Annotated in this window: 22 protein-coding genes and 1 pseudogene; 7 read left to right on the top strand and 16 right to left on the bottom strand. The window is 67.0% G+C overall.

The window, feature by feature from the left end:
• The first annotated feature begins 293 nt into the window (after positions 1–293).
• The gene (locus G3N94_RS22065; protein WP_027784516.1) at positions 294–497 is read left to right on the top strand and encodes a DUF1289 domain-containing protein; all 204 of its coding nucleotides are present in this window, start codon (positions 294–296) and stop codon (positions 495–497) included.
• A gap of 96 nt (positions 498–593) precedes the next feature.
• Here G3N94_RS22065 and G3N94_RS22060 read toward each other — a convergent pair whose 3' ends face one another.
• From G3N94_RS22060 to G3N94_RS22050, 3 genes are all read right to left on the bottom strand, one after another.
• Positions 594–1,235, bottom strand: coding sequence for an OmpW family outer membrane protein (locus tag G3N94_RS22060; RefSeq protein WP_205794688.1), 642 nt, complete (start codon positions 1,233–1,235; stop codon positions 594–596).
• A 65-nt stretch (positions 1,236–1,300) separates the two neighbouring features.
• The gene (locus G3N94_RS22055; protein WP_205794687.1) at positions 1,301–2,491 is read right to left on the bottom strand and encodes a nitronate monooxygenase family protein; all 1,191 of its coding nucleotides are present in this window, start codon (positions 2,489–2,491) and stop codon (positions 1,301–1,303) included.
• A 147-nt stretch (positions 2,492–2,638) separates the two neighbouring features.
• Positions 2,639–4,075: an aldehyde dehydrogenase family protein gene (locus tag G3N94_RS22050; RefSeq protein WP_205794686.1), complete on the bottom strand. Its 1,437-nt coding sequence runs from the start codon at positions 4,073–4,075 to the stop codon at positions 2,639–2,641.
• A gap of 211 nt (positions 4,076–4,286) precedes the next feature.
• On the opposite strand from G3N94_RS22050, the gene G3N94_RS22045 reads away from it, so the two are divergent.
• Positions 4,287–4,652 (top strand): hypothetical protein, encoded by a 366-nt coding sequence (locus G3N94_RS22045; RefSeq protein ID WP_205794685.1) that lies wholly within the window; start codon positions 4,287–4,289, stop codon positions 4,650–4,652.
• A 60-nt stretch (positions 4,653–4,712) separates the two neighbouring features.
• Here the strand turns inward: G3N94_RS22045 and G3N94_RS22040 are convergent, their stop codons facing one another.
• Positions 4,713–5,618 (bottom strand): LysR family transcriptional regulator, encoded by a 906-nt coding sequence (locus tag G3N94_RS22040; protein WP_205794684.1) that lies wholly within the window; start codon positions 5,616–5,618, stop codon positions 4,713–4,715.
• A 98-nt stretch (positions 5,619–5,716) separates the two neighbouring features.
• Between G3N94_RS22040 and G3N94_RS22035 the strand changes: the two genes are divergently transcribed.
• The gene (locus G3N94_RS22035) at positions 5,717–9,298 is read left to right on the top strand and encodes an indolepyruvate ferredoxin oxidoreductase family protein (RefSeq protein ID WP_205794683.1); all 3,582 of its coding nucleotides are present in this window, start codon (positions 5,717–5,719) and stop codon (positions 9,296–9,298) included.
• 217 nt (positions 9,299–9,515) lie between these two features.
• On the opposite strand, the gene G3N94_RS22030 is transcribed toward G3N94_RS22035, so the two are convergent.
• Both G3N94_RS22030 and G3N94_RS22025 read right to left on the bottom strand, forming a co-directional pair.
• Positions 9,516–11,108, bottom strand: a complete 1,593-nt coding sequence (locus tag G3N94_RS22030; RefSeq protein ID WP_205794682.1) for an ABC-F family ATPase — start codon at positions 11,106–11,108, stop codon at positions 9,516–9,518.
• A gap of 239 nt (positions 11,109–11,347) precedes the next feature.
• Positions 11,348–13,636: an AsmA family protein gene (locus G3N94_RS22025; RefSeq protein ID WP_205794681.1), complete on the bottom strand. Its 2,289-nt coding sequence runs from the start codon at positions 13,634–13,636 to the stop codon at positions 11,348–11,350.
• Between the two features lie 163 nt (positions 13,637–13,799).
• Between G3N94_RS22025 and G3N94_RS22020 the strand changes: the two genes are divergently transcribed.
• Both G3N94_RS22020 and fetB read left to right on the top strand, forming a co-directional pair.
• Entirely contained in the window at positions 13,800–14,498 is a 699-nt protein-coding gene (locus G3N94_RS22020) for an ATP-binding cassette domain-containing protein (RefSeq protein WP_205794680.1), read from the top strand.
• Positions 14,495–15,298, top strand: a complete 804-nt coding sequence (gene fetB / locus G3N94_RS22015) for an iron export ABC transporter permease subunit FetB (protein ID WP_205794679.1) — start codon at positions 14,495–14,497, stop codon at positions 15,296–15,298. The genes G3N94_RS22020 and fetB overlap by 4 nt, the downstream gene beginning before the upstream one ends.
• 12 nt (positions 15,299–15,310) lie before the next feature.
• Here the strand turns inward: fetB and G3N94_RS22010 are convergent, their stop codons facing one another.
• From G3N94_RS22010 to G3N94_RS22000, 3 genes are all read right to left on the bottom strand, one after another.
• Positions 15,311–15,781, bottom strand: a complete 471-nt coding sequence (locus G3N94_RS22010; RefSeq protein ID WP_205794678.1) for a PliI family lysozyme inhibitor of I-type lysozyme — start codon at positions 15,779–15,781, stop codon at positions 15,311–15,313.
• 119 nt (positions 15,782–15,900) lie between these two features.
• A complete protein-coding gene (locus tag G3N94_RS22005) occupies positions 15,901–16,452 on the bottom strand; it encodes a DUF6013 family protein (RefSeq protein WP_205794677.1) in 552 nt (183 codons plus the stop codon).
• 160 nt (positions 16,453–16,612) lie between these two features.
• The gene (locus G3N94_RS22000) at positions 16,613–17,629 is read right to left on the bottom strand and encodes a zinc-binding alcohol dehydrogenase family protein (protein WP_205794701.1); all 1,017 of its coding nucleotides are present in this window, start codon (positions 17,627–17,629) and stop codon (positions 16,613–16,615) included.
• A gap of 140 nt (positions 17,630–17,769) precedes the next feature.
• Between G3N94_RS22000 and G3N94_RS21995 the strand changes: the two genes are divergently transcribed.
• Together G3N94_RS21995 and serB are read left to right on the top strand one after the other, a co-directional pair.
• Positions 17,770–18,747 carry a LysR family transcriptional regulator gene (locus G3N94_RS21995; protein ID WP_241022013.1) on the top strand — a complete coding sequence of 326 codons (978 nt, stop codon included), beginning with the start codon at positions 17,770–17,772 and terminating at the stop codon, positions 18,745–18,747.
• Between the two features lie 182 nt (positions 18,748–18,929).
• Complete coding sequence (gene serB / locus G3N94_RS21990; protein WP_205794676.1) at positions 18,930–19,775, top strand: phosphoserine phosphatase SerB; 846 nt, start codon at positions 18,930–18,932, stop codon at positions 19,773–19,775.
• Positions 19,776–19,833: 58 nt separating this feature from the next.
• Here the strand turns inward: serB and G3N94_RS21985 are convergent, their stop codons facing one another.
• The 7 genes and pseudogenes from G3N94_RS21985 to G3N94_RS21955 all read right to left on the bottom strand — a co-directional run.
• The gene (locus tag G3N94_RS21985; RefSeq protein ID WP_205794675.1) at positions 19,834–21,015 is read right to left on the bottom strand and encodes a cystathionine beta-lyase; all 1,182 of its coding nucleotides are present in this window, start codon (positions 21,013–21,015) and stop codon (positions 19,834–19,836) included.
• A 115-nt stretch (positions 21,016–21,130) separates the two neighbouring features.
• Positions 21,131–21,673, bottom strand: coding sequence for a hypothetical protein (locus tag G3N94_RS21980; protein ID WP_205794674.1), 543 nt, complete (start codon positions 21,671–21,673; stop codon positions 21,131–21,133).
• A gap of 105 nt (positions 21,674–21,778) precedes the next feature.
• Positions 21,779–22,705 carry a sugar kinase gene (locus tag G3N94_RS21975; protein WP_205794673.1) on the bottom strand — a complete coding sequence of 309 codons (927 nt, stop codon included), beginning with the start codon at positions 22,703–22,705 and terminating at the stop codon, positions 21,779–21,781.
• A 3-nt stretch (positions 22,706–22,708) separates the two neighbouring features.
• Positions 22,709–24,085: a 30S ribosomal protein S12 methylthiotransferase RimO gene (gene rimO, locus G3N94_RS21970; protein WP_205794672.1), complete on the bottom strand. Its 1,377-nt coding sequence runs from the start codon at positions 24,083–24,085 to the stop codon at positions 22,709–22,711.
• Between the two features lie 161 nt (positions 24,086–24,246).
• Positions 24,247–24,810, bottom strand: a complete 564-nt coding sequence (gene phaR / locus G3N94_RS21965; protein WP_205794671.1) for a polyhydroxyalkanoate synthesis repressor PhaR — start codon at positions 24,808–24,810, stop codon at positions 24,247–24,249.
• Between the two features lie 121 nt (positions 24,811–24,931).
• A complete protein-coding gene (locus tag G3N94_RS21960) occupies positions 24,932–25,672 on the bottom strand; it encodes a 3-ketoacyl-ACP reductase (RefSeq protein ID WP_205794670.1) in 741 nt (246 codons plus the stop codon).
• A 102-nt stretch (positions 25,673–25,774) separates the two neighbouring features.
• Positions 25,775–25,908 (bottom strand): annotated as a pseudogene (locus G3N94_RS21955) (acetyl-CoA C-acetyltransferase); the annotation flags it as partial.

Below are 25,908 nucleotides of genomic sequence, written 5' to 3'. Positions count from 1 at the left end.
CGGCGGCCTGCGCTGCAGGGCATTCCGGGGGAAATTCTATCGGGTAATTCGCGCGTGTCCATCCGGAAAATGCGGATCCGGAAAACGCGGAAAACGGACGTGCGCCGGCCCGTGGATCGCCTACTCCGGAGATGCGACCGTTTCGTGACGTCCGTGCCGGCCGCAGCGCCGCGTTCGTGCCGCCTTTGCATCACCGTCGCGCCGGGTTCGGCCAGCGGATGCGAGCTGCCGGAAGTCACGGGCCGCATTGCATTAAAATGGGCGCCTGACGTTTTCCCCGTGCGAACCTTCCGATGGCCTCCAATCTCCACGACCTCCCCGACAGCCCCTGCATCGGCGTCTGCTCGACCCTCTTCGACGAAGTCTGCAAGGGGTGCGGCCGCACGGCCGGCGAAGTCTCGAACTGGGTGTTCCTGAGCGACGACGAAAAGCGCGCGGTGTGGGAACGCATCACCCGCGAAGGCACGGCCATGCGCTTCCAGTACGACAAGCTGTAAATCCGCCGCGCAAAAAAAAAAAGCGGCATGCGTACCGCCATGCCGCCAACCCCAACTCTGTTCCAACTCTGTTCCGACTCTGTTCTTGTCGCGCGTTCAGAACTTCATCCCGACGCCCACGCCGACGATCAGCGGATCGATGTGCAGCGTGCCGATGCCCTTGTCGCCAAGCGTCGCGTCGGTGCTCATCCAGAGCTTCTTGATGTCGAAGTTCACGAACGTGCGCTTCGTCACCTGCACGTCGACGCCGAACTGCAGCGCGGGACCGAAGCTGCTCTTGTTGATCGACACGCCCTGCCCGCCGACGTTGATCCCGTTGTTGTAGAAGTACGTGTAGTTCAGGCCCGCGCCGACATACGGACGCACCTTGCCGGCATGGTTGAAGTGGTATTGCAGCAGCAGCGTCGGCGGCAGCACGTTCACGCCGCCGAGATTGCCGAGGCTCGACGTGAGCTGGTGCCGCGACGTCGCGAGAATCAGTTCGACGCCGAGATAGTCGCGAATCATGTACGTGAAATCGAGCTCGGGCACGATCGCGTTGTTCACGCCGACGTTGAGCGCGCCGAGCGTGTCGCTGGCGCGCTCGTTCGGCTGGATGCTGATCGCGCGCAGCCGCACGAGCACATCGCCCTGGTTGATCCCGTCGCCCGTCGACGCCGCATGCGACAGCGACGGCATCGCCAGGAGACTCGCGGCGCACGCCGCGGCGGTGACAAATTTTCGAATCGTTTTTTGCATCTTACGGACCCCCAATGAATGAACTCCATTCTGTCTGTAGGGTCTTTCCCGCACCTTGATATCCGTCAAGCCAGCGTAAACGTAGGGCGGTTTGTCGCAGGCTCGGCTGCGCTGCCCGTCAGCAGCAGGTCGAGCAGATCGCGCACGCTGCGGATCGCGCGGCCGAACGGCAGCGCTTCGCGGCCGCGGAAGAACAGGCCGTTCGACACCTCGCCGCGCAAGGCAGCGGCGAGACGCGTATCGATACAGAAGTGGCCGAATTTCTCGATGCCGTCGCGCAGCCCGCATACGGCCAGGCATTCGAGCGCGGTCGGACAGCGCTGCTTCAGCGCGCCGAGCTTGTCGCGGATGCGCTTCTCGTTGCGCAGATAGCGCGCGAGCCACGGCGTGTTCACCGCTCGCGCGGGCAGGCCCGTCACGCTGACGAACTCGACGATGTCGTCGGGCTGCGCATCGGCGAGCACACGCTTGAAATTCGGATGCGCGTCGCCCTCTTCGGTCACGGCGAACGGGGTGCCAACCTGCACGCCATTCGCGCCGGCGGCGAGCGCATCGCGCACTGCGTGATGGCTGTTGATCCCGCCGGCGACGATCAGCGGAATCTGCTCGCGCGCGAGCCCGAGCGACGCGATCACCTGTGACGTCTCGTCGAGCACGCGCGCGAAATCGAAGCGCGCGTCGTGCATGTCGTCGAGTTGCGTGACGCCGAGATGGCCGCCCGCGTGCGCGGGATGCTCGATCACGATCGCGTCCGGCAAGCGCCCCTTCTTCATCCACTTCTTCAGCACGAGCGCGATGCCGCGGCTGTCCGACAGGATCGGAATCAGTGCGATGTCGTGCCCGTGCGTCAGGTCCGGCAAGTCGAGCGGCAGCCCCGCGCCCATCACGATCGCATCCGCGCCCTCGTCGCACGCGACGCGCACGTAGTCCGCGTGCGCAATGACTGCCTTCATCACGTTGACGGCGATCATTCCGCGCCCGTCGCCGTAGGTCTTCGCGAGACGGATCTCGCGCGCGAGCGCGACGAGGTTCGCGGCTTCGAGCGTCGCGCGGTCCGGTTGTGCGCGGCAGCGCGCGAGCAGGTCAGCGTGGTGATGGCGCAGGTCGATGCTCGCGATCGTGCCGATCGCGCCTTCGCGCGCGACGCTGCCCGCGAGACGGTGCGCGGATATGCCCACGCCCATGCCGCCTTGCACGATCGGCAGCAATGAACGGCCGCGGATCACGAGCGGCGGAAAGGAGGAGCGTGCGGACATCGGAAACCTCATCGAACGGCGGGAACCGCGATGATCGACGATCCGCTGGCGCGCACCTTGCGCGGCGTCAATAAAAAAACGGCACGCTCAACGCGTGCCGTTGCGTGCCGTTCCGAATGCGCGGCGGAATGCGCGGCGGCGAGCCGGTCAGGCCGGCTTTTGCGTCTTCAGTTGCAACGACTTGTATTCGAGGTATTCCTCGAGCCCGTACACGCCGTTCTCGCGGCCGTGCCCCGACTGCTTGAACCCGCCGAACGGCGCGGCCATGTTCCACGTGCCGCCGTTGATGTCGACCTGCCCGGTGCGGATGCGCCGCGCGACGGCCATCGCATGCTCGTCGCTGCCGGCCCAGACCGCGCCGCCGAGGCCGTACGGCGAATCGTTCGCGATGCGCACCGCTTCGTCTTCGTCGCGATACGTGATGATCGACAGCACGGGCCCGAAGATTTCCTCCTGTGCGATCGTCGATTTCGGATCGACGCGGCCGAACACGGTCGGCTTCACGAAGAAGCCCTTCGCGATGCCGTCCGGCAGGCCGACGCCGCCCGTCACGAGTTCGGCGCCTTCGTCGATGCCGCGCTGGATGTATGCCTGCACGCGCTGCTGCTGCACCGCCGATGCGAGCGCGCCGAGGCGCGTCGCGTCCTCGCGCGGGTCGCCCGCGACATACGCTTCGGCCGCGCTCTTCGCGAGCGCGCGCGCTTCGTCGTAGCGCGCTTGCGGCACGAGCATCCGCGTGTGCGCGGAGCAGGTCTGGCCGGCGTTCAGGTAGCACGCGTTGACCGTGCCCTTCACCGCCGCCGCGAAGTCGGCGTCGTCGAGGATCACCGATGCCGACTTGCCGCCGAGTTCGAGCGCGACGCGCTTCACGCTCGCCGCGGCCAGCTCGGCCACGCGCTTGCCCGCGCGTGTCGAGCCCGTGAACGACACCATGTCGACGTCGGGATCGGTCGCGAGCACTTCGCCGACGACCGGCCCGTAGCCGCACACGAGGTTGAACACGCCGGCCGGCAACCCCGCCTCATGGATCGCTTCGGCGAGCATGAACGCGTTGAGCGGCGCGACTTCCGACGGCTTGAGGACGACCGTGCAGCCGGCCGCGAGCGCCGGCGCGACCTTCAGCGTGACCTGGTTGAGCGGGTAGTTCCACGGCGTGATCGCCGCGACGACGCCGACCGGCTCGCGCACGACGAGCGAGTTGCCGACCTTCGCCTCGAATTCGAACGACTCCGCGAGCTTCGCGTATGCGTTCCAGTTGTAGATCGGCCCGCCGACCTGGATCGCGCGCGACAGCTTGATCGGCATCCCGACTTCGCCCGTGATCGCCTGGGCCAGTTCCTCGCTGCGCGCCTGCAGGTGCTCGGCGATCTTGCGCAGGTAAGCGGCGCGGGTTGCGGGCGGAGTCGCCGCCCAGCTGTCGAGTGCGGCGCGCGCCGCGCGGATCGCGGCCTGCGCGTCAGCGGGCTGGCCTTCCGGAATCCGGCCGATCACGGCTTCGGTGCCCGAGTCGATCACGTCGATCGTGCCGGTGCCCGCCGGCTGGCGCCATGCGCCGTCGATATAGAACTGCTCGTAGGTTTTCATCGTCGCGTTCCGTCTCCATGGAAGCGGACATTTTAGCGAGTGCGCGGCGATGCGTGACAACTCGCACGCTTTCCCGTCCGGCACGCGACTCGGCGGGATCCGCAACAGCCCGGGTGCGCGACATGGCCCGCATCGTGCTATGTTTTTACTATCGGCACCGGTGCCTTGCGCCCGGCGCCGCCCGGAATCGACGCATTTCGCGAGCGCTGCCATGACTGACGCACACCCTACCCTCAGTTCGCACGACCGCCTCGAACTCCTTTGCTGGCTCACCTGCGGCAATCTCGGCGCGTTTTACCTGAACGAAACGTGGCCGGACGCGGCGTTCGCGGTCCAGGCCGCGCATCGCTGGCTCGACCGCCACCAGCGGCAGGCTGACTGGCTCACGATCGCGAAGCTGTCGGCGATCGCACAGGACATCGCGAAGCGCCATGCGGGGTTCGTCGACGCGTCATGGGCGCGCGACGCGGTCGAGGAAATCGTCGATACCGACGACCTGAACTATCAGGCGAAGCTCGTGCAGTGGGTGTACGAAGACTGCTGCAAGGCGCTCGCGGACCAGCGGCTCGCCGATTGATTAGCGATTGATTAGCGATCGACGACCGCGGGCCGCCGCGCGTGATTCAGGCGCCCTGCTTCAGGTCCCGCACGCATGGATCAGGAACTGCTGCAACGCCAGCGCCGGCTCAGGGAGCTTGCCCTTCTTCCGCCAGATCATGCCCGCGTCCATTTGCGGAACCGCGTCGCGCACGGGCCGCGCTTCGATGCGCTTGCCTTCGAGCGACCACGGGCGGAACACCATGTCCGACAGGATCGTCACGCCGAAGCCGTGTGCGACGAGTCCGCGCAGCGCTTCCATCGACGACGTGCGAAACGCGATGTTCGGCGCGACGCCCGCCTCCCGCCAGTACCGTAGCGTCGATTGTTCGCCTTCGTCGACGGTAATCAGGATGTATGGATAGCCGGCAATATCCGTCAGCGACGGCGCCCGCAGCTGCGCAAGCGGATGCGACGGCGCGACCCACAGCTGCCGCCGCGACCGGATCAGCACCTGGCTGTCGAACCGGCTCGGCCGCTCGACGTTCGACAGCAGCACGACCCCCATGTCGACCTCGTCGTCGAGGACCGCCGCCTCGATATCCGCCCGTTCCATGTCGCGCAGGTCGAACTCGATGTACGGATAGGTCGTACGAAAGCGCGCGAGCAGTTCCGGCAGGAAATAGCCGAGCAGCGTGTACGACGCCGCGATCCGCACCGTGCCGCGCAGGTCGTGCGAACGGAACGGCGGCTTGTGGACGGCATCGCGCGCGGCATCCAGCACGCGCCGCGCGTGGTTGTAGAAATCCTGGCCGTCGGGCGTCAGCGTGACGCCTTGAGGCAAGCGTTCGAACAGCCGCATGCCGAGCCCGTTTTCCAGCGCGAGCACCGCGTTCGTGATCGCGGACTGCGATACGTGCTCGTTGGCGGCCGCCATCGAGAACTGCCCGGTTTGAGCGGCAGCCACGAAGTACCGGAGCTGCCGGAGCGTGAGATCGAACGCCATCTGTTTTTCGCATACCAGAGTTTGCTATTTGTGATTTTACGATAACAAATCGGCTTCCTATACTCGGCGAAAAACAGTAACACCGGAGACAGATCGCCATGACCGCCCCCACCCCGGGCGTCGCAGCCGCATCCGCGCCGCGCGACGCCGCCGTATCCCTCGACGACAAGTACACGCTGGAAAAAGGCCGCGTCTATATCAGCGGCACGCAGGCCCTCGTGCGGCTGCCGATGCTGCAGAAGGCACGCGACCGCAAGGCCGGGCTCAATACCGCCGGGTTCATCTCCGGTTACCGCGGCTCGCCGCTCGGCGCGCTCGACCAGTCGCTGTGGAAGGCGAAGAAGCATCTCGAGGCCAACGATGTCGTGTTCCAGCCGGGCGTCAACGAGGATCTGGCCGCGACCGCCGTATGGGGATCGCAGCAGATCAACCTGTGGCCGGGCGCCACGCGCGACGGCGTGTTCGGCATGTGGTACGGCAAGGGGCCGGGCGTCGACCGGACCGGCGACGTGTTCAAGCACGCGAACTCCGCAGGCAGCGATGCGCGCGGCGGCGTGCTCGTGCTCGCCGGTGACGACCACGCGGCCAAGTCGTCGTCGGTCGCCCACCAGTCCGAGCACGCGTTCATCGCGGCGGGCATGCCCGTGCTGTATCCGTCGAACGTGCAGGAATATCTCGACTACGGGCTGCACGGCTGGGCGATGAGCCGCTACTCGGGCCTATGGGTCGCGATGAAGTGCGTGACCGACGTGATCGAATCGACCGCGTCGGTCGATCTCGATCCGGACCGGGTGCAGATCGTCACGCCGACCGACCATGCGCTGCCGGCCGGCGGCCTCAATATCCGGTGGCCCGATGCGCCGCTCGCGCAGGAAGCGCGGTTGCTCGACGAGAAATGGTATGCGGCACTCGCCTACGTGCGCGCGAACAAGCTGAATCGCGTGGTGATCGATTCGCCGACGCCGCGCTTCGGCATCATCACGGCGGGCAAGGCGTATCTCGACGTGCGCCAGGCGCTCAGCGACCTCGGCCTCGACGATGACATCTGTGCGCAGATCGGCCTGCGCGTGCTGAAAGTGGGTTGCGTGTGGCCGCTCGACGCACAGGATGCGCGCGCGTTCGCGACGGGGCTGGAAGAGATCCTGGTCGTCGAGGAGAAACGGCAGATTCTCGAATACGCGCTGAAGGAAGAGCTGTACAACTGGCGCGAGGACGTTCGCCCGAAGATCTACGGCAAATTCGACGAGCGCGACAACGAAGGCGGCGAATGGTCGGTGCCACGCGGCAACTGGCTGCTGCCCGCGCATTACGAGCTGTCGCCCGCGCTGATCGCGAAAGCCATCGCCCGCCGCCTGATGCGCGCGGATCTGCCCGACGACGTGCGCGCGCGCATGCTCGCGCGCGTCGCCGTCATCGAAGCGAAGGAACGGGAAGCGGCGAAACCGCGCGTGTCGGTCGAACGCAAGCCGTGGTTCTGCTCCGGCTGCCCTCACAACACGTCGACCCGCGTTCCGGAAGGCTCGCGTGCACTGGCGGGCATCGGCTGCCACTACATGTCGATGTGGATGGACCGCAACACCGAGACGTTCAGCCAGATGGGCGGCGAAGGCGTCGCGTGGATCGGCCAGATGCATTTCTCCGGCGACCGGCACGTGTTCGTGAACCTGGGCGACGGCACCTATTTTCACTCGGGGCTGCTGGCGATCCGCGCGGCGATCGCCGCGCACGCGAACATCACGTACAAGATCCTCTACAACGACGCTGTCGCGATGACGGGCGGCCAGCCCGTCGACGGCGTGCTGACCGTCCCGCAGATCGCCCATCAGGTGCATGCCGAAGGCGCGAAGCGGATCGTCATCGTGACCGACGAACCGCAAAAGTACGCTGCCGGCGTCGTGTTGCCGGCAGGCGTCGACGTACACCATCGCGACCGGCTCGATACGATCCAGCGCATGTTGCGCGACACGCCGGGCACCACCGTGCTGATCTACGACCAGACCTGCGCGACCGAGAAGCGCCGCCGCCGCAAGCGCGGCACCTATCCGGACCCCGCGCGGCGCGCGTTCATCAACGACGCGGTGTGCGAGGGATGCGGCGATTGCTCGGTGCAGTCGAATTGCCTGTCCGTGGAGCCGCTGCAGACCCCGCTCGGCACCAAGCGGAAGATCAACCAGTCGTCCTGCAACAAGGACTTCTCGTGCGTGAACGGCTTCTGTCCGAGTTTCGTTGTCGCCGAAGGCGCGCAGCTGCGCAAGCCGCAAGCCGCCGGCGCCGCCGGCTCCGGCGGCCTGGATGCCGACGCGTTGCCGATGCCGTCGCTGCCTGATATCGCGAGGCCGTATGGCGTGCTCGTCACCGGCGTCGGCGGCACGGGTGTCGTGACGATCGGCGGCCTGATCGGGATGGCCGCGCACCTCGAGGGCAAGGGCGTCACCGTGCTCGACATGGCGGGCCTCGCGCAGAAAGGCGGCGCGGTGCTGAGCCACGTGCAGATCGCCGCCGCGCCCGACGCGCTGCATGCGACCCGCATCGCGACGGGCGAAGCCCGGCTCGTGATCGGCTGCGACGCGATCGTGTCGGCGTCCGCCGACGTGCTGTCGCGCACGCAACGCGGCGTGACGGTCGCCGCGATCAACAGCGGCGAGACGCCTACCGCGGATTTCGTGAAGAACCCGAAATGGACGTTCCCGGGCGTCCAAACGGAAGCCGCGCTGCTGGACAGCATCGGCGACGGCTGCTCGTTCGTCGACGCCAATGCGCTCGCGCTCGCGCTGCTCGGCGACACGATCTACAGCAACCCGCTGCTGCTCGGTTTCGCGTGGCAGAAAGGCTGGCTGCCGCTCGGGCTGCCGGCGCTGCTGCGCGCGATCGAGCTCAACGCGGTCGCGGTCGACAAGAACCGGCTCGCATTCCACTGGGGCCGCCACATCGCGCATCACGGTGCAGCGTCGGTCCAGGCATTCGCGCAGCCCGCTGCCGCGCCGCAGCCGATGGCCGCGCCGGCCGCCGAACCGCTCGACACGCTGATTGCCGCGCGGGAAGCGCTGCTGAGCGCGTACCAGAACGACGGCTACGCGCACGCTTATCGCCGCACGGTCGACAGGATCCGCGCGAAGGAAGCGCAGCTTGGCGGCGATCCGGCACTGCCGCTGACGCGCGCGGTCGCCACGAACCTCGCGAAGCTGATGGCGTACAAGGACGAATACGAAGTCGCCCGCCTCTATGCGGATCCGGCTTATCTCGACAAGCTAAGGCAGCAGTTCGAAGGCGAGCCGGGCCGGGACTACACGCTGAGCTTCCATCTCGCGCCGCCGGTGTTCGCGAAACGCGACGAACATGGCCATCTGCGCAAGGCACGCTTCGGTCCGTGGGTGCTGCCGGCGTTCAGGATGCTCGCCCGGCTGAAGGGGCTGCGCGGCACGTCGCTGGACCCGTTCGGCAAAACGGCGGAACGACGCGGCGAGCGGCAGTTGATCGCCGACTATGTCGCGCTCGTCGACGAGTTCTGCGCGACGCTCGATGCGGCACGCCTGCCCGCGGCCCTGCAGCTGGCCGGATTGCCGGACGAGATTCGCGGCTTCGGCCACGTGAAGGAGCGGAACGTCGCGGCAGTCGCGAGCAAGCGGGTGCGCCTGCTCGACACATACCGGACGCAGGAGGAACGCGTCGCCATCGCGTGATGTGCGTGATGTGCGTGATGTGCGTGATGTGCAGGTCGGCGGGCGGTCGCGTATTGCGATCGCCCGCCACCGTGATGCGCTACCGCGCGCCAACGGATGCGGAATCGGTCATCATCCCAGGTTCCCGATACGACAAAAAGCCCATCCGGGGACACCCCGGATGGGCTTTTTCGATACTCTGGCCCGGAACGGCGCGTAATGCTTACGCCTGACCCGCTTACGCCTGGCCCTGGCTCGTGAGGAATTCCTCGTAGTTGCCGCCGAAGTCGTTCAGCGTGCCATGCGTGGTCACTTCGATGATCCGGTTGGCGAGGCCGCTGACGAATTCACGGTCATGCGAAACAAAGATCAGCGTGCCTTCGAACTGCTCGAGCGCGATCTGCAGCGACTCGATCGATTCCATGTCCATGTGGTTGGTCGGCTCGTCCATCAGCAGCACGTTGTGGCGGCCGAGCATCAGCTTGCCCCAGATCATGCGGCCCTTCTCGCCGCCCGACAGCACCTTCACCGACTTCTTGATGTCGTCCGCCGAGAACAGCAGGCGGCCGAGCGTGCCGCGCACCATCGTCTCGTCGTCGCCATCCTTGCGGTACTGGTCGATCCAGTCCATCAGCGTGATGTCGTTCGGGAACTCTTCGTAGGTATCCTGCGGCATGTAGCCGATGTTCGCGTTCTCGGCCCACTTCACCGTGCCGTGCTCGAGCGTCACGTTGCCGAACAGCGAACGCAGCAGCGTCGTCTTGCCCGCACCGTTCTCGCCGATGATCGCGATGCGCTCGCCCGGCTGCACCGACAGGTTGAAGTTCTGGAAGATCGTGCGCTCGTACTTCTTCGTGATCTCGTCCGCGACGACCGCGACGTTGTGCAGCTTCTTCTCGTACTCGAAGCGGATGAACGGGTTCTGGCGCGACGACGGCTTGAATTCCTCGATCTTGATCTTGTCGATCTGCTTCGCGCGGCTCGTCGCCTGGCGGGCCTTCGACTTGTTCGCCGAGAAGCGGCGCACGAAGTCCTGCAGCTCGGCCACGCGTTCCTTTGCCCGCGTGTTCGCCGCGGCCTGGCGCTCGCGCGCCTGTGCCGATGCGAGCATGTAGTCGTCGTAGTTGCCCGGCCAGACCTTCAGCGTGCCGAAGTCCATGTCGGCCATGTGCGTGCACACCGCGTTCAGGAAGTGACGATCGTGCGAAATGATGATCATCGTCGAGTTGTACTCGTTGAGCGTATCTTCGAGCCAACGGATCGAGTTGATGTCGAGGTTGTTGGTCGGTTCGTCGAGCAGCAGCACGTCCGGCTTCGAGAACAGCGCCTGTGCGAGCAGCACGCGCAGCTTCCAGCCCGGCGCGACGTCGCTCATCGTGCCGCTGTGGAATTTCTCTTCGATGCCGATGCCGAGCAGCAGCGCGCCCGCGCGCGCTTCGGCGTCATAGCCGCCGTACTCGGCGAACTTCGCCTCGAGCTCGGCCGCGTGCATGTAGTCGTCGTCGGTCGCTTCGGGGTTCGCGTAGATCGCGTCACGCTCGCTCATCGCGGCCCACATTTCGGTGTGGCCCATCATGACGACGTCGAGCACGCGCACGTCTTCGTACGCGAACTGGTCCTGGCGCAGCTTGCCGAGGCGCACGTTCGGCTCGAGCGCGACGTTGCCGCCGCTCGGCTCGAGGTCGCCGCCCAGGATCTTCATGAACGTCGACTTGCCGCAGCCGTTCGCGCCAATCAGACCATAGCGGTTGCCCTCGCCGAATTTGACCGAGATGTTCTCGAACAGGGGCTTCGGCCCGAATTGCATCGTGATGTTGGCAGTAGAAAGCACGGCAGATCCCGTTAGGAGATAGATCGACGGAAAACCGGGTATTTTAGCAGGAGTCGGTGAATTGCTGGGCTGCGCCACGTTCGGCGCGCCGATAAACGGGGGCGAATCGCAATTTCACCGAAGCCGCGCAGCACCGCCGCGCGCGGCCTCCGGTGGCCTCCAGTGGCCTCCAGTGGCCTCGTGTGGCTTCGTGTCGCCTTCGTGTCACCCGCGCGTGGCCGCAAGCCCGCGCGGCCGCGTCACCTGCCGGCCTTTACCGGGATCTTCGCCGGCGCCTTCAGCTGCGCGAACAGCTCCGAACACGGCACGTCCTTGTTGTTGCTCGGCGCGATCAGCGGAATCAGCGCCGCCAACGGGTTGAGCAGCCCGAGGCCGACCATCGCGCCGGCGCGCAGCGCGAGCGCGCCCGCATCGACACCGACGTCCGGGTTCTTGAACGTGCCCTTCACGTACAGCGGCGAGCGCAGCGAGAAGATCCGGAAGCCCTTCGTATGCGGATGGATCTTCAGGTTCATCGACTCGTCGCGCAGGCTGATCGGGCCGTCGACGTTGATCAGCGCGTCGTCGGTGTCGAACGCGAACACCTTCGTGTCGAGCACGCCGTTGTTCGCCTGGAAATCGACCGCCGCGCAGTTGATCTTCACGTCGCGATTGCCGAACATCTTCTCGTAGACGACGTTCGCGACGTTCAGGCCGGCCGCTTCCATCAGCAGCCGGCTGATCGCGCCGTCGGTGACGATCGCCTTCACCTCGCCGTTCGACGTCGCGGCGAGCGCGGCCGGCGAATTGCCGGTCGCCGACAGCGACGCATCGCCGTTGATCTCGCCGAGCGCCGACTGCATCACCTTCTGCGTCGTGAACAGCTGCTTGAGCTTCAGGTGCCGCGCGGCAACCGTGAAGCGGCCCTTGAGCGGCGTGGCGCTGCCATCGAGACGCGCGGTGGTCGCGAGCGAGCCGCCCGCGACGCCGAACTTCAGCGGCTCGAGCGACAGCACGCCGTCCTGCATCACGATATGCGTGTACAGGTCGGTGATCGGCAGGTCCGCGCTCTTGACCAGCTTGCGGCCCGTGAACTTGACGTCGGCATCGAGCGCGCGCCAGCGGTCGGTGCGGAACGTCTCGACCGGCAGCACGCGGCCCGCCGGCTGGCGTGTCGTGTCGCCGCGCTGCGCCTTGCTGGCGGCCGTATCCGCACCGATCACCGGCGCGAGATCGGAGAAGCGCAGCAGGTTCGACACGAGCTCGCCCGACAGCAGCGGACGCGGCTCGCGCTGCGCATACGCGAGCGTGCCGCTCAGGTCGCTGCCGCCGACCCGGCCGTTGAAGTTCTCATAACGGAACGTGCTCGCGTGCGGCTTGAAGTTGCCGATCAGGCGCCCTTCGGTCGCATACGGCGGCGTATCGGGCAACGTGATGCCGGTCAGCGCGTACAGGTGCGACATCGTCGTGCCCTGCAGCCACAGCCGCAGGTCGATCGCGGCGAGCTGGCGCGGGTCGGTCAGCGTGCCGACGATCGCGAGCCGCGTGTCGCCCGCCTTCACGTCGGCCTGCAGCGGGAACGGCCGCGATGCGTCCTCGAGCGCGAGCACGCCGCCGAGCTTGCCGGTGCCCGAAATCGGCACGTTCTTGTAGCGGCCGGCGACCTTGAGGCCGAACGCGTAGGTCGGGCCGGACGCTTTCGCGGTGGTCGCGGCGGCCGCGGCGGCACTCGCGCCTGACGCAGGAATTGCCACCGGCGCCGCAGACGCGGACGATGCAGGCGTTACCGCCGCACTCGCCGTACTCGCCGTACTCGTCGCGTTCGTCGCACTCGCCGCCTGCGCGGCCGACGCGCTCGACGCCGCCGCGGCGTTCGCCTTCGCACTCAGCTGCGCGGCGCCTCGCTTGCCGACACGCTGTACCGACGCGGCACGCGATGTTTCTTCCTGCTCCTTCATCACGTCGCCGAGCGGAATCGATTGGCCGAGCGTATCGATGGCGATCGTGAGATCGGCGTTTGTGATCGCGTCGCGGTACGTGACGGTACCGTTGCCGAAACCGAAGCTGTTGAGCCGCACCTTCCACGGCGACGGCTGGTTCGATTGCTTGAACTGGAAGGCCCACGTATTGCGGCCGTCGGCAAGACGTTCGAGGTCCACCGCGGGATTGACGACGTCGATCGACGGGATGACGATTTCATGCGCGAGCAGCGGCAGCACCGCGAGATCGAAGTGCGCGGCATCGAGCGTGACGAACTTCGGGGTTTTCGCCCAGTCGGGGTTGCCGATTTCGATTTGCGTCGCGGAGAGGCTCGGCCAGGGCAGCCACGCGCGCCAGCCGGTTTCGCCATCAGGGCGGCGCCAGTCGACCTTGAGCTCGCCGTTGATCGCGAACGGGCGGCCGAGCGCCGCAGTCACCTGTTCGGTGACCCACGGTTTCACGTGGTTCCAGTCGAACGTGAAGAGAAAGACGCCGGCCGCCGCGATCACGACCGCGACGATGCCGACGATCCATGCAGCCGATTTGCCGATGGCTCGGGTAAGCGTCATGGCGGTTCCGTTGTTGTTCTCGATACATTGCCGCGCCATGCCGGGCCGCTTGCGTGTTGCGTGGACGAACGGCGCACGACACCCGCGCGAGCTTTTCAATAGGTATTATGACGCACGCACCGGCACCGACTTGGCGCCATTAACGCTTTTTTTCATTTGTGACATGACAGCGACCGGCCTCATCGACGCGCGGGGTATGACCCGGCGCGACGCCAGCAGCGGCAAGATCCTGCTGGCGCCGACCGATTTCAGTCTGCCCGCGGGTGCGCGCATTGCCATTACGGGACCGTCAGGATCGGGCAAGAGCGTGCTGCTGCGCGCGCTCGCGCTGCTCGATCCGCTCGACGGCGGCCGCGTGCTCTGGCGCGGCAAGCCGATCCGCCGCAGCGCGATTCCGCGCTACCGGCGCAGCATCGCGTATGTCCGCCAGCGTCCCGCGCAAATGGACGGCACGGTCGAGTCGCAACTGCGCTATCCGTACACGCTCGCGGTCTATCGCGACCTGACGTTCGATCGCGCGCGCGCCGAGCAGCTCGCTGCGCGTGCGGGCCGTGGCGCCGACTTCCTCGACAGGCGCGCGAGCGAGCTGTCCGGCGGCGAGTCACAAATCGCCGCGTTGCTGCGCGTGCTGCAGCTCGATCCCGACGTGCTGCTGCTCGACGAGCCGACGTCCGCGCTCGACCCCGAATCGACGCGCGCGATCGAAACGCTCGTCGGCGCGTGGTTCGACGCATCGCCCGATGCGCGCGCCTGCATGTGGATCTCGCACGATCCCGCGCAGGCCGTGCGCATCAGCACGTCGCGGATGACGATGCAGGCCGGCGTGCTGAGCGCCGCACCGGCCGCGGAGGTCGCACGATGAACTCGGTACTGCAGGATCTGAGCCTCGTCGACGTCGGCATCGCAGCCGCGCTCGTCGCGGTCAACGGCGCGATCTCCGCCGCGCTGTCGCTCGGGCTCGGCCGCAGGCTCGCGCTCGCGGCCGTGCGCACCGTCGTGCAGTTGCTCGCGATCGGCTACGTGCTCGGCTGGGTGTTCGGCCATGCGCACTGGTACGTCGTGCTGCCGCTCACCGCGCTGATGACGTTGATCGCCGGCTTCGCGGGTGCCGGGCGCGGCAAGCGCACGTATCGCGGACAGCGCGTCGACAGCATCCTGTCGATCTGGTTCAGCAGTTGGTTCGTCGCGGCAATCGGCCTGTTCGTCGTGATCCGCATCCATCCGTGGTATGCGCCGCAGTACGCAATCCCGATCCTCGGCATGATTCTCGGCAACACGCTGACGGGCGTGTCGCTCGGCGTCGAACGAATGACCGAGGAACTCACCGCGCGGCGCGACCGCGTCGAGACCGCGCTCGCGCTCGGCGCGACACGCTGGGAAGCCGCGCAGGATGCCGCGCGCCAGGCCGTGCGCGCGGGGATGCTGCCGACGCTCAACCAGATGGCCGTCGTCGGTGTCGTCAGCCTGCCGGGCATGATGACGGGCCAGGTGCTGGCCGGCCAGTCGCCGCTGCAGGCCGTGCGCTATCAGATCGTCATCATGTTCCTGATCGCCGCGGCGTCCGCGCTCGGCACGGTCGGCGCGGTGCTGCTGACCTATCGCCGGCTGTTCTCCGCCGATCACCGCTTTCTGGCCGCGCGACTCGAGGAGCGCGCGCATTAGCGTGAACAGGCCCTAGCGCGCGCGGCGCTTGCCGAGCGCCTGCCGCAGCGCGGCCGCGATGTCGGCGTCGGGCGCAAGCCCGTCGACCGACGCAACGAGCCGCACGGTGCGCGGCGTCGTCACGTAGGCCTGCGCGCCGAGATACCCGCCGCTGCCCGCCGAGCGCGTCGTCACGACGAGCGCCTGCGGCGCACGCGTGCCGAGGTCGGCCGTGAATGCGTCGGCGACCGTACCATCGCGCGCATGCAGGATGCCCGTTACATAGTCGTCGGTGTCGAAGCCGGGCGCCGTGTGCGCGGTCGAATAGACGCGCACCGCATAGCTGCCGGTCGAGCACGGTTCGAGCGCGCCGCTCGACACGACGATCGCCTGCTGGCGCGACGGAAGTTCGACTTTCTTTGTGAAGCTGCAATCGTCGGCCGCGTGTGCGGACGACGTGACGAGCACTGCGGCGGCGAGCAGCACGCGCATCCGGTCGTTCATGGGAATACCGTTCGGGAGAGTGGCTGATGCCGCGCAGGATAGCGTGACGCTTGCGTGGCGTCACGCCGATGCCACGTTCCGTGTGGCGTCGAATCGCGCGGATGCGCGGCGCGTCCCGCTCAGCGCTTGATCGACACCGACACCTTCGTGCCGTCGCTCATCGTGACGGACTTCGATCCGCCGTTCGTCGAGATCGTCAGCCACTTCACCTGGCTCACCGACACGACGTTCGGACACTGCAGCGACTTGCCGCCGACCGTCACGCTGCGCGTGCCTTTCGGCGCGGCCGCCTGGAAGCTCATCTGCACGTTCGCGATGCCCTTCGCGTCGATCGACGGCGCGAGCCGGACCTGCGTCTGCCGGACCATTGCGCCGTTCGCGTCGCGCGGCAGGTTGTCGGCGTTCGGGCACGCGTCCGGCATCGCAATCGCGCCTTCGGGCGGCACCGACTTCCAGTTGAAGTCGTCCGTCTCGCCCGAGCGGATCTTGCGCGTCTCCTGCGTGCTGCCGAACGTTTTCGAGTCGACCTTGACGGTGTAGTCGAGCTGTCCCGTGCCGCCGCCCTTCAAGCTGCCCTTGACCGGCGGCGCCGCGAACACACCCGCGCTGACGCACGCCGCCGCGAGCGCGACCGACCACGACACGGCAACCGACAAGCTGCGTTGGCTCATGCTGACCTCCTTGTAATGCGGCGGCGCTGGCGCGCACCGCGCGGTTTTCGATGCATGACGCGTTGTCAGTCTACCGCCAAGCGGCGCGCGATGTGTCCCGATCGCATCGGGTGTTACCCCGCTTGCTTTAGCGGCGCCGCGCATGCCGCGCGCGCGGCGCTCAGAACCCGGCCAGTACCAGCTTGCCGATCGCCCGCCCCGCCTCGAGCAGCCGATGCGCATGCCGCACGTTCTCCGCGTTGATCGCGCCGAGGTGCTCGCCGAGCGTCGTGCGCAGCGTGCCGCCATCGACGAGCCGCGCGACTTCGGTCAGGATCTTGTGCTGCTCGATCATGTCGGGCGTCTCGAACATCGCGCGCGTGAACATGAATTCCCAGTGAAACGCCGCGCTCTTCGCCTTCAGCAACTCGACCGGCACCGGCTGCGCGTTCTCGACGATCGTGCAGATGCCGCCCTGCGGCCGGATCACGTCGGCTGCTGCCGGGAAGTGCCGGTCCGTGTCGTTGAAGATCAGCACGTAGTCGACCTGCGCATGTCCCGCGTCGCGCAGTTGCGCGGCCAGGTCGCCGAAGTGGTCGACCACCTGGTCGGCGCCGAGCGTGCGCACCCACTGTGCGGACTCGGGCCGCGACGCGGTGGCAATCACGTGCAGCTTGCCGAGTGTCTTCGCGAGCTGGATCGCGATCGAGCCGACGCCGCCCGCGCCGCCGACGATCAGCACCGACTTGCCGGCATCCGCGCCCTGCGGCGATACGCGCAGGCGGTCGAACAGCGCCTCCCACGCGGTCAGCGCGGTGAGCGGCAGCGCGGCAGCGGCCGCGAAGTCGAGCGTGCGCGGCTTCAGCGCGACGATACGCTCGTCGACCACGTGATACTCGCTGTTCGCACCCGGCCGCGTGATGCTGCCCGCGTAGAACACTTCGTCGCCGGGCCGGAACAGCGTCACGTCGGGACCCGCCGCGACGACGGTGCCGGCCGCATCCCAGCCGAGCACGCGCGGCGCCGTTTCGACCTGCGGCTTCGGCGCGCGCACCTTGGTATCGACGGGATTCACGGAAATCGCTTCGACCTTGACGAGCAGATCGCGCGGGCCCGGCACGGGCTGCGGCAGTTCCACGTCAACGAGCGCCTGCGGATCGTCGATCGGCAGGTAACGGGTCAGTCCAACGGCTTTCATCATTCGGCTCCTTGCAGGGATTCAATCGGGTCGCGACCGCGACCCCGTGACACCGCATCGTAGGCGTCACGATCATTCGAGAAAACAGCTATATTTCCTGAAACATTCTCTTGAATTTCAGAATAATTCCGCCCGAATTCATGCCGTCCGTCCCGATTTCAGCCCCAACTCCAGCCTCGATCTCCGCCCCGATCCCCGGCGCCGACAAGCCGCTCGACCTGCTCGACGTCGGCCTGTTCGTCCGTGCGGCGCTGCTCGCGAACGTGACGGCAGCGGGCCGGGAATTCGGCGTGTCGGCCGCGGTCGCGAGCGCGCGCATCGCGCAACTCGAACGCCAGCTCGGCGCCCGTTTGCTGCATCGCACCACGCGCCGCATCAGCCTCACGCAGGACGGCGAGATCTTCATGGCCCGGGCCGAAGCGCTGCTGACGGCCGCCGACGCCGCGCGCGCGTCGGTCGGCCGAGGGCGCACCGAGCCGTACGGGCGGCTCAAGGTATCGATGTCGTCGTCGTTCGGCCGCCAGCATGTCGCGCCGGTAATTCCGGCATTCCTGCGCCGCTATCCGTCGGTGTCGCTCGACCTGCGGCTGTCCGATGAAATCGTCGACCTCGTCGACGAAGGCTTCGACGTCGCGATCCGCCTCGGCGCGCTGAAGGATTCGACGCTCGTCGCGCGCAGGCTCGCGGTGAACCGGCGCGTCGTCTGCTGCTCGCCCGGCTATCTGGCCGAGCACGGCACGCCGCGCCATCCGGCCGATCTTGCGCAGCACGAATGCGTGATCCTCGGCGACCAGCGCGACTGGTCGTTCGTCACGCCGCAAGGGCCGCTCACGATGCGCGTCGGCGGCCGGCTCGTCGCGAGCAACGGTGAGGCGATCCGCGAGGCGCTCGTCGACGGCTTCGGGATCGCGATCAAGTCGACCTGGGATGTCGGCCCGCTCCTCGCGAGCGGCGCACTCGTCAGCGTGCTCGACGACTATCCGCTCGCGGACGAGGTCGCGATCTGGGCCGTCTATCCGAGCCGCGCGCATGTGCCGCTGAAGACGCTCGCGTTCATTGCGTTTCTCGGCGAGCATTTCGGCGATCCGCCGTATTGGGATCGCATCGACGCGAAGTAGCGTGGCATTGCCGACTGCGATCCGATCGCCGCCGCTGCCCGCCCCCATCGGAACCCGACCGGCTACAATGTCGCGTTTGCGGCGCCGCCGCCCGCCGCCGCCGCAAACGGCCCGGTGCCGCGCCTGCAGGCGGCCGCGCGCCGGCCGCCCACGCATTCCAATCGCATCGCAACCAACCCGCCATGACCCAGAATCTCGTCATCCAGAGCCTCGCGCCGCTGTCGGACGCGCATCACAAACCGCTGCTCGCACTTGCGCGCGGCGCCCGCGTCGTGCAGGTCGACGAAGGCGTGCTGCGCATCGAGGACGCCAATCCGGCGCAGCGGCTCGACATCGACGCGTACTGCGGCACGCACGCGCTCGACTTCGCGTTCGTCGACGCGGACCGCAAGCTCGGTGATTTCGGGCTCGTCGTGATGGACATGGATTCGACGCTGATCACGATCGAATGCATCGACGAGATCGCGGATTTCTGCGGCCTGAAGGCGGAGGTCGCGGCGATCACCGAAGCATCGATGCGCGGCGAGATCCGCGATTTCAACGAGAGCCTGACGCGCCGCGTCGCGCTGCTCGCGGGGCTCGACGCACAGGCGCTCGAGCGCGTGTACGAGGAACGGCTGCGGCTGTCGCCGGGCGCGGAGACGATGCTCGCCGGCGCGAAGGCCGCGGGCCTCAAGACGCTGCTCGTGTCGGGCGGCTTCACGTTCTTCACCGAGCGGCTGAAGGCACGGCTCGGCCTCGATTTCACGCACGCGAACACGCTCGAGATCGTCGACGGCAAGCTGACCGGCAAGGTGATCGGCGAGATCGTCAACGCGGACGTGAAGGCGCGCACGCTGCGCGACACGTGCGTAGCGCTCGGCATCGCACCGAGCCGCGCGATCGCGATGGGCGACGGCTCGAACGACCTGAAGATGATGGCGGAAGCCGGCCTGTCGGTCGCGTTCCACGCGAAGCCGGTGGTGCGCGAAGCCGCGACGGTCGCGTTCGATCACGTCGGCCTCGACGGGCTGCTGCACCTGTTCTGAAATAAAAAACGCCGGCACGACGTTGCGTCGGCCGGCGTGTTGCTCGCGTGCGCGGCGCTCAGCCGAGCGTCGCGCGCATCGCGCGCTCGAGATCCGCGCGCAGGTCGGCTTCATCCTCGAGGCCGACATAGAACCGCACCAGCGTGCCGCGATGCGGCCACTCAGGACGCATCGACGCGACGTCGTACGGCATCGCGAGGCTGCATGCACCGCCCCAGCTCCAGCCGATCGCGAACAGTTCCAGCGCCTCGACGAAGCGGTCGACCTGCTCCGCGCTGTAACGCTCGTCGAAGATCACCGAGAACAGGCCGCCCGCCGCCGTGAAATCGCGAACGAACGACGCATGCCCCGGGCAATCCGGCAACTGCGGGTGCAGCACTGTGGCAATTTCCGGCCGTGCGTTCAGCCAGTGCGCGAGCGCAAGCGCGCTCTTGCTGTGCGCATCGAAGCGCGCCTGCATGCTCGGCAGGCTGCGCAGCACGAGCGAGCAGTCGTCGGCCGACACGCCGATCCCGCAGCGCATCCGCGCGAGCTTCAGGTGCGCGTGCAGTGCCGCGTCGGCCGTGATCGTCGCGCCCATCAGCAGGTCGCTGCCGCCCGACTGGTACTTCGTGAGCGCCTGCACGGAGATGTCGACGCCGTGCTCGAACGGCTTGAACGCGAGCCCGGCCGAATAGGTGTTGTCGATCGCGGTGACCACACCGCGCGCCTTCGCGACCGCCGTGATCGCCGCCACGTCCGGCACTTCCATCGTCACCGAGCCGGGCGCCTCGATCCAGATCAGGCGCGTGTTCGGCTGGATCAGGTCAGCGATGCCGGCGCCGACGAGCGGATCATAGAAGCGCGCGGTGATGCCGAAATCCTTCGCGAGCCAGTTGCCGAAATCGGCGTTCGGACCGTACGCGTTGTGCGGGATCAGCACGTCGTCGCCCGCCTTCACGAGGCCGAAGTAGACGTTCATGATCGACGACAGACCCGACGGCTGCAGCAGTGCGTGCGTGCCGCCTTCGATCTCGGCGAGTCGTTGCGCGAGCGCTAGCGACGTCGGCGTCGCGTGCAGGCCGTAGCGCCACTGGCCGTCCTGTCGCCAGTCGAGATTGCGCATCGTCGCGAGATCGGGGAATACGACCGTCGATGCACGCTCGACCGGCGTGACGAACGAGCGGTAGCCTTCCGGAATGACGTCGTCGGGTTGAACGATGCGGGTTTGCAGCGCGCGCTTGGAATGGGATGCAGTCATGACGATGTGGCCGGACAAACGGCCGATCGGTTACGGAACAAACCGCCAGCATAGCCAAAACCGCCAAGTTTGGCCCGGTACAATGCGCGCCGCACGCACCGAGCCAGCGCCGGACTCAGTCGCCGGCGCGCAGATCGACGACGCCGCCGACCGCCTCGATCTCCTGCACGCGGCCGTTGCGCACCTGGAGTGCCGCGCGCGTGCCGCGGGCCGGCCGCAGCACGACCGGCTGCGGATCCGATTCGTCCGCGTTCATCCGGTCGGCCTTGAGGCCGCCCGACGCGTCGAAGCGACCGATCCACACGCCGGTGATATTGGTGCCGTCGTTGGATTCCTCGATCTCGAGCGTATCGCCATCACGATCGCCCGCGAGCAGGATCACCTCGCCGGTGTCCGTGTACTGGTATTCGCCGTGCACGCCTTCTTCGTTCTCCTTCGGGCCGAGATGCACGACGATCGGCCGATCGCCGAGCGTGCCCTCGTAGCGCGGCAGCCGGTCGAACTCGGGGTTCGGTTTGAGCGGTTTTGCGGGTGCGGGGTCGTCCTGCTGCACGTCCGGCGCGACCGCCTGCGCGGCGAACGCGCCATGTGTTGCGCCGCCCGCAGCCAGTGCGCATGCGACGACGAGCGCCCGTTGCCATCCCGAATATCGACCCACCAACTTGTACTCCCTGTTTCAGATTCGCTCGAAAATCGCGGCGAGCCCTGCCCGCCGCCGATACACATCGTCACGAGCGCATGGCGGCCGCCGATGCGCTGCAACTCAGCCCTGCATCAGTCGCTCGACCGCGTCGCGGCGCGGGATCGGCGCGACCGCGCCGTAGCCCGTTGTCGACAGCGCCGCCGCCGCGTTCGCGTAGCGCGCCGCGGCAAACGGATCGTCACCGGCGACGATCCGCGCGACGAACGCGCCGCCGAAGCAGTCGCCCGCGCCCGTCGCGTCGATCGCCTCGACCGTGAAGCCCGGCACGACGCGCCGCTCGTGCGGCGTCGCGACATATGCGCCTTCCTTGCCAAGCTTCAGCGCGACGACCTGCGGCCCGAGCTCGAGCATCGCGTCGACGATCGCATCGCGATCGTCCGCGCCCGTGAGCGCCGTGACATCGTCCCAGCTGGGCAGGCAGATGTCCGTCTGGCACAACGCTTCGCGCATCACTGCGCGAGCGCGCGGCAGCGGCCACAGCTTCAGGCGCAGGTTCGTATCGAAGCTGACCTTGGCGCCGTGCTTGCGCGCGTGTTCGATCGCCGCGAACGCGGCGTCGCACGCGGCCGTGCCGATCGCGAGACTGATGCCCGACAGATGCACGGCCTTCGCCGCGGCCAGCGCGTCGAGCGGCAGGTCGCCCGCCGCATAGCGGCTCGCGGCCGAGCCCGCGCGCAGGTAGTCGAACTGGTGGCCGTCGGGGCCGTGCGTGACGAAATACACGCCGGTCGGTGCCGCGCGGTCGATGTGCACGTACGTGGTGTCGACGCCTTCGCTGCGCCACAGGTCGTGCAGCAGCCGGCCGAACTGATCGCTGCCGACCGCCGACACGAAGCCAGTGAACGCGCCCTGGCGCGCGGCCGCGATGCAGAAGTTCGACGTATCGCCGCCGAAGCCCTGCAGGAATTCCGGATGTCCGGGCCGCGACTGGTTGAACTCGATCATCGCCTCGCCGAGCGCGAGGATCTCCGGAAACTGCGCGGTCATCGCTTACACCTCGCCCCACAGATCGTGGCCGTCGGCGCCCGTGATCTTCACCGACACGAAGTCGCCGACCTTGTAGCGCTTCGACGCCTTCTGCGCGGGCTCGACATAGACGACGCCGTCGATTTCCGGCGCATCCGCAGCCGTGCGGCCGATGCCGCCCTCGTCGCTCACTTCGTCGATCAGCACCTTGAGCGTCTTGCCGACCTTGCGCTCGATGCGCTTCGCCGACACCTCTTCGGCGACTTCCATGAAGCGCGCGCGGCGCTCCTCGCGCACTTCGTCGGGCAGCGCGCCGTCGAGCTCGTTCGCGGTCGCGCCTTCGACCGGCGAATACGCGAAGCAGCCGACGCGATCGAGCTCAGCCTCGCGGATGAAGTCGAGCAGCGTCTCGAACTGTTCTTCCGTCTCGCCGGGGAAGCCCGCGATGAACGTGCTGCGGATCGTCAGGTCCGGGCAGATCTCGCGCCACTTCTGCACGCGCTCGAGCACCTTCTCGGCGTTCGCCGGGCGCTTCATCCGCTTCAGCACTTCAGGGTGCGCGTGCTGGAACGGCACGTCGAGGTACGGCAGCACGTGGCCCTTGAACGGACCTTCGGCCATCAGCGGAATGACTTCGTCAACGCTCGGATACGGATACACGTAGTGCAGGCGCACCCACGCGCCGTACTGCGCGGCGAGTTCGCCGAGCGCGGCGACCAGGTCGGTCATGCGCGTCTTGATCGGCTTGCCGTTCCAGAAACCCGTGCGGTACTTGACGTCGACGCCGTACGCGCTCGTGTCCTGCGAGATCACGAGCAGCTCCTTCACACCCGACTTGAACAGGTTCTCCGCCTCGAGCATCACTTCGGCGACCGGGCGCGACACGAGATCGCCGCGCATCGACGGGATGATGCAGAACGTGCAGCGGTGGTTGCAGCCTTCGGAAATCTTCAGGTACGCGTAGTGGCGCGGCGTGAGCTTGATGCCGGCCGCCGGCACGAGATCGACGAACGGATCGTGCGGCTTCGGCAGGTGCGAGTGGACCGCCTGCATCACCTCGCCGACCGCGTGCGGGCCCGTGACGGCGAGCACCTTCGGGTGCACTTCCTCGATCAGGTTCGAGCCGCTCGCGCTCGCCTTCGCGCCCAGACAGCCGGTGACGATCACCTTGCCGTTCTCGGTCAGCGCCTCGCCGATCGCGTCGAGGCTTTCCTGCACGGCTTCGTCGATGAAGCCACAGGTATTGACGACGACGAGGTCGGCGCCGTCGTAGGTACCGGAGATTTCATAGCCTTCGGCGCGCAGCTGGGTGATGATCTGTTCGGAGTCGACCAAGGCTTTCGGGCAGCCAAGACTGACGAAGCCGACTTTCGGCGCGGCGGCGGTGGGAGTTTGCGGCATAGCAATGATCCGGCGAGTGACGACAATCGGATGACCCGCGCGCGGCCCCCAGGCGGGTGCGCCGCGCAGCGCGTCGGCCGGCCGGCACGCAGACGCCGCCGACCGAAACAACCCGGTATTGTACCGCGCGAACCCCGGCCGCTCTCCCCCGGGCCCCGCTGTTACTTCTTCTCGGGCTCCGACCCCGGTTGCTTGAACGGGAACGTGCTGAACATCGATTTCGCCTGGTTCTGCATCTGCTCCTGCATCTGCACGAACATGTTCTTCGACTGCTCGATGTAGCTCGTCATCATGCCCTGCATCATCGGCGCCTGCATGTTCATGAACTGCGACCAGATCTCCGGATTCATCGCGTTCGTGTCGTACAGGTTCTTCGACTGATCGGCGAGCTTGTTCTGGATGTCGATGAACGCCTGGATGTTCTTTTCCAGGTAGGTGCCCATCATCCCCTGCATCGCATGCCCGTAGAAACGGATGATCTGCGACAGCATCGACGACGAGAACATCGGCACGCCGCCGCTTTCCTCTTCGAGAATGATCTGCAGCAGGATGCTGCGGGTCAGGTCTTCGCTGGATTTCGCATCGACGACCTTGAAATCTTCCTGGTCCAGCACGAGCTGCTTCACGTCGGTGAGCGTGATGTACGTGCTTGTCTCGGTATCGTAGAGCCGGCGGTTCGGATACTTCTTGATGAGCCGCTCGGCCGTTTTCTTTGTAGTAGACATGTAACGCCTTCCAATGCCAGCGTAGCGCAATGACGAACCCCCGCCGCCCGAAAGACGGGTGGCGGGGCCCTTTTCGGAAACACCAGACCGCGCGGCCGCCCGGCCCGCGCGGTCCGGGGGCTCAGCCCATGTGCAGGCCGCCGTTCAGCGAGAAGTCGGCGCCCGTCGAGAAGCCCGATTCGTTCGACGCGAGCCACGCGACGATCGAGCCGATTTCCTCCGGCGCGCCCAGACGCCGCACCGGAATCGTCGCGACGATCTTCTCGAGCACGTCCGGACGGATCGCCTTGACCATGTCGGTGCCGATGTAGCCCGGCGACACGGTGTTGACCGTCACGCCCTTCGTCGCGACTTCCTGCGCGAGGGACATCGTGAAACCGTGGATGCCGGCCTTCGCGGTCGAGTAGTTGGTCTGGCCGAACTGCCCCTTCTGACCGTTCACCGACGAGATGTTGATGATGCGGCCCCAGCCGCGCTCGACCATCCCGTCGATCACCTGTTTCGTCACGTTGAACAGGCTCGTCAGGTTCGTGTCGATGACGGCGGTCCAGTCCTCGCGCGTCATCTTGCGGAACACGACATCGCGCGTGATCCCCGCGTTGTTGACCAGCACGTCGATCTCGCCGACTTCCGCCTTGACCTTGTCGAACGCTTCCTTGGTCGAGTCCCAGTCGCCGACGTTGCCCTCCGACGCGATGAAGTCGTACCCGAGCGCCTTCTGGTCCTCGAGCCACTTCACGCGGCGCGGCGAATTCGGGCCGCAGCCCGCGACCACCTTGAAGCCGTCTTTCAACAGACGCTGGCAGATGCTGGTGCCGATGCCGCCCATCCCGCCCGTTACGTAAGCAATTCGCTGAGACATAAATCTCACTCCATTTTCTTGGTTTCGAGAGTTGCCGAGCGGCGCCCTCTGACTACACGCGACGCCTGCCGGCCGCACGCCCGGCAAGCGCCGAGAGACGAATTACGGACGTTCGACCGCGAGTGCGACGCCCATCCCGCCGCCGATGCACAGCGATGCCAGCCCGCGCTTCGCATCGCGCTTGACCATCTCGTGCAGCAGCGTCACCAGGATCCGGCAGCCCGACGCGCCGATCG

This window comes from Burkholderia sp. Ac-20353 (assembly GCF_017104785.1).
Lineage (GTDB): Bacteria > Pseudomonadota > Gammaproteobacteria > Burkholderiales > Burkholderiaceae > Burkholderia.
The sequence above is the reverse complement of the archived record's forward strand: the minus strand, read 5'-3'. Positions and strand labels throughout refer to the sequence as shown.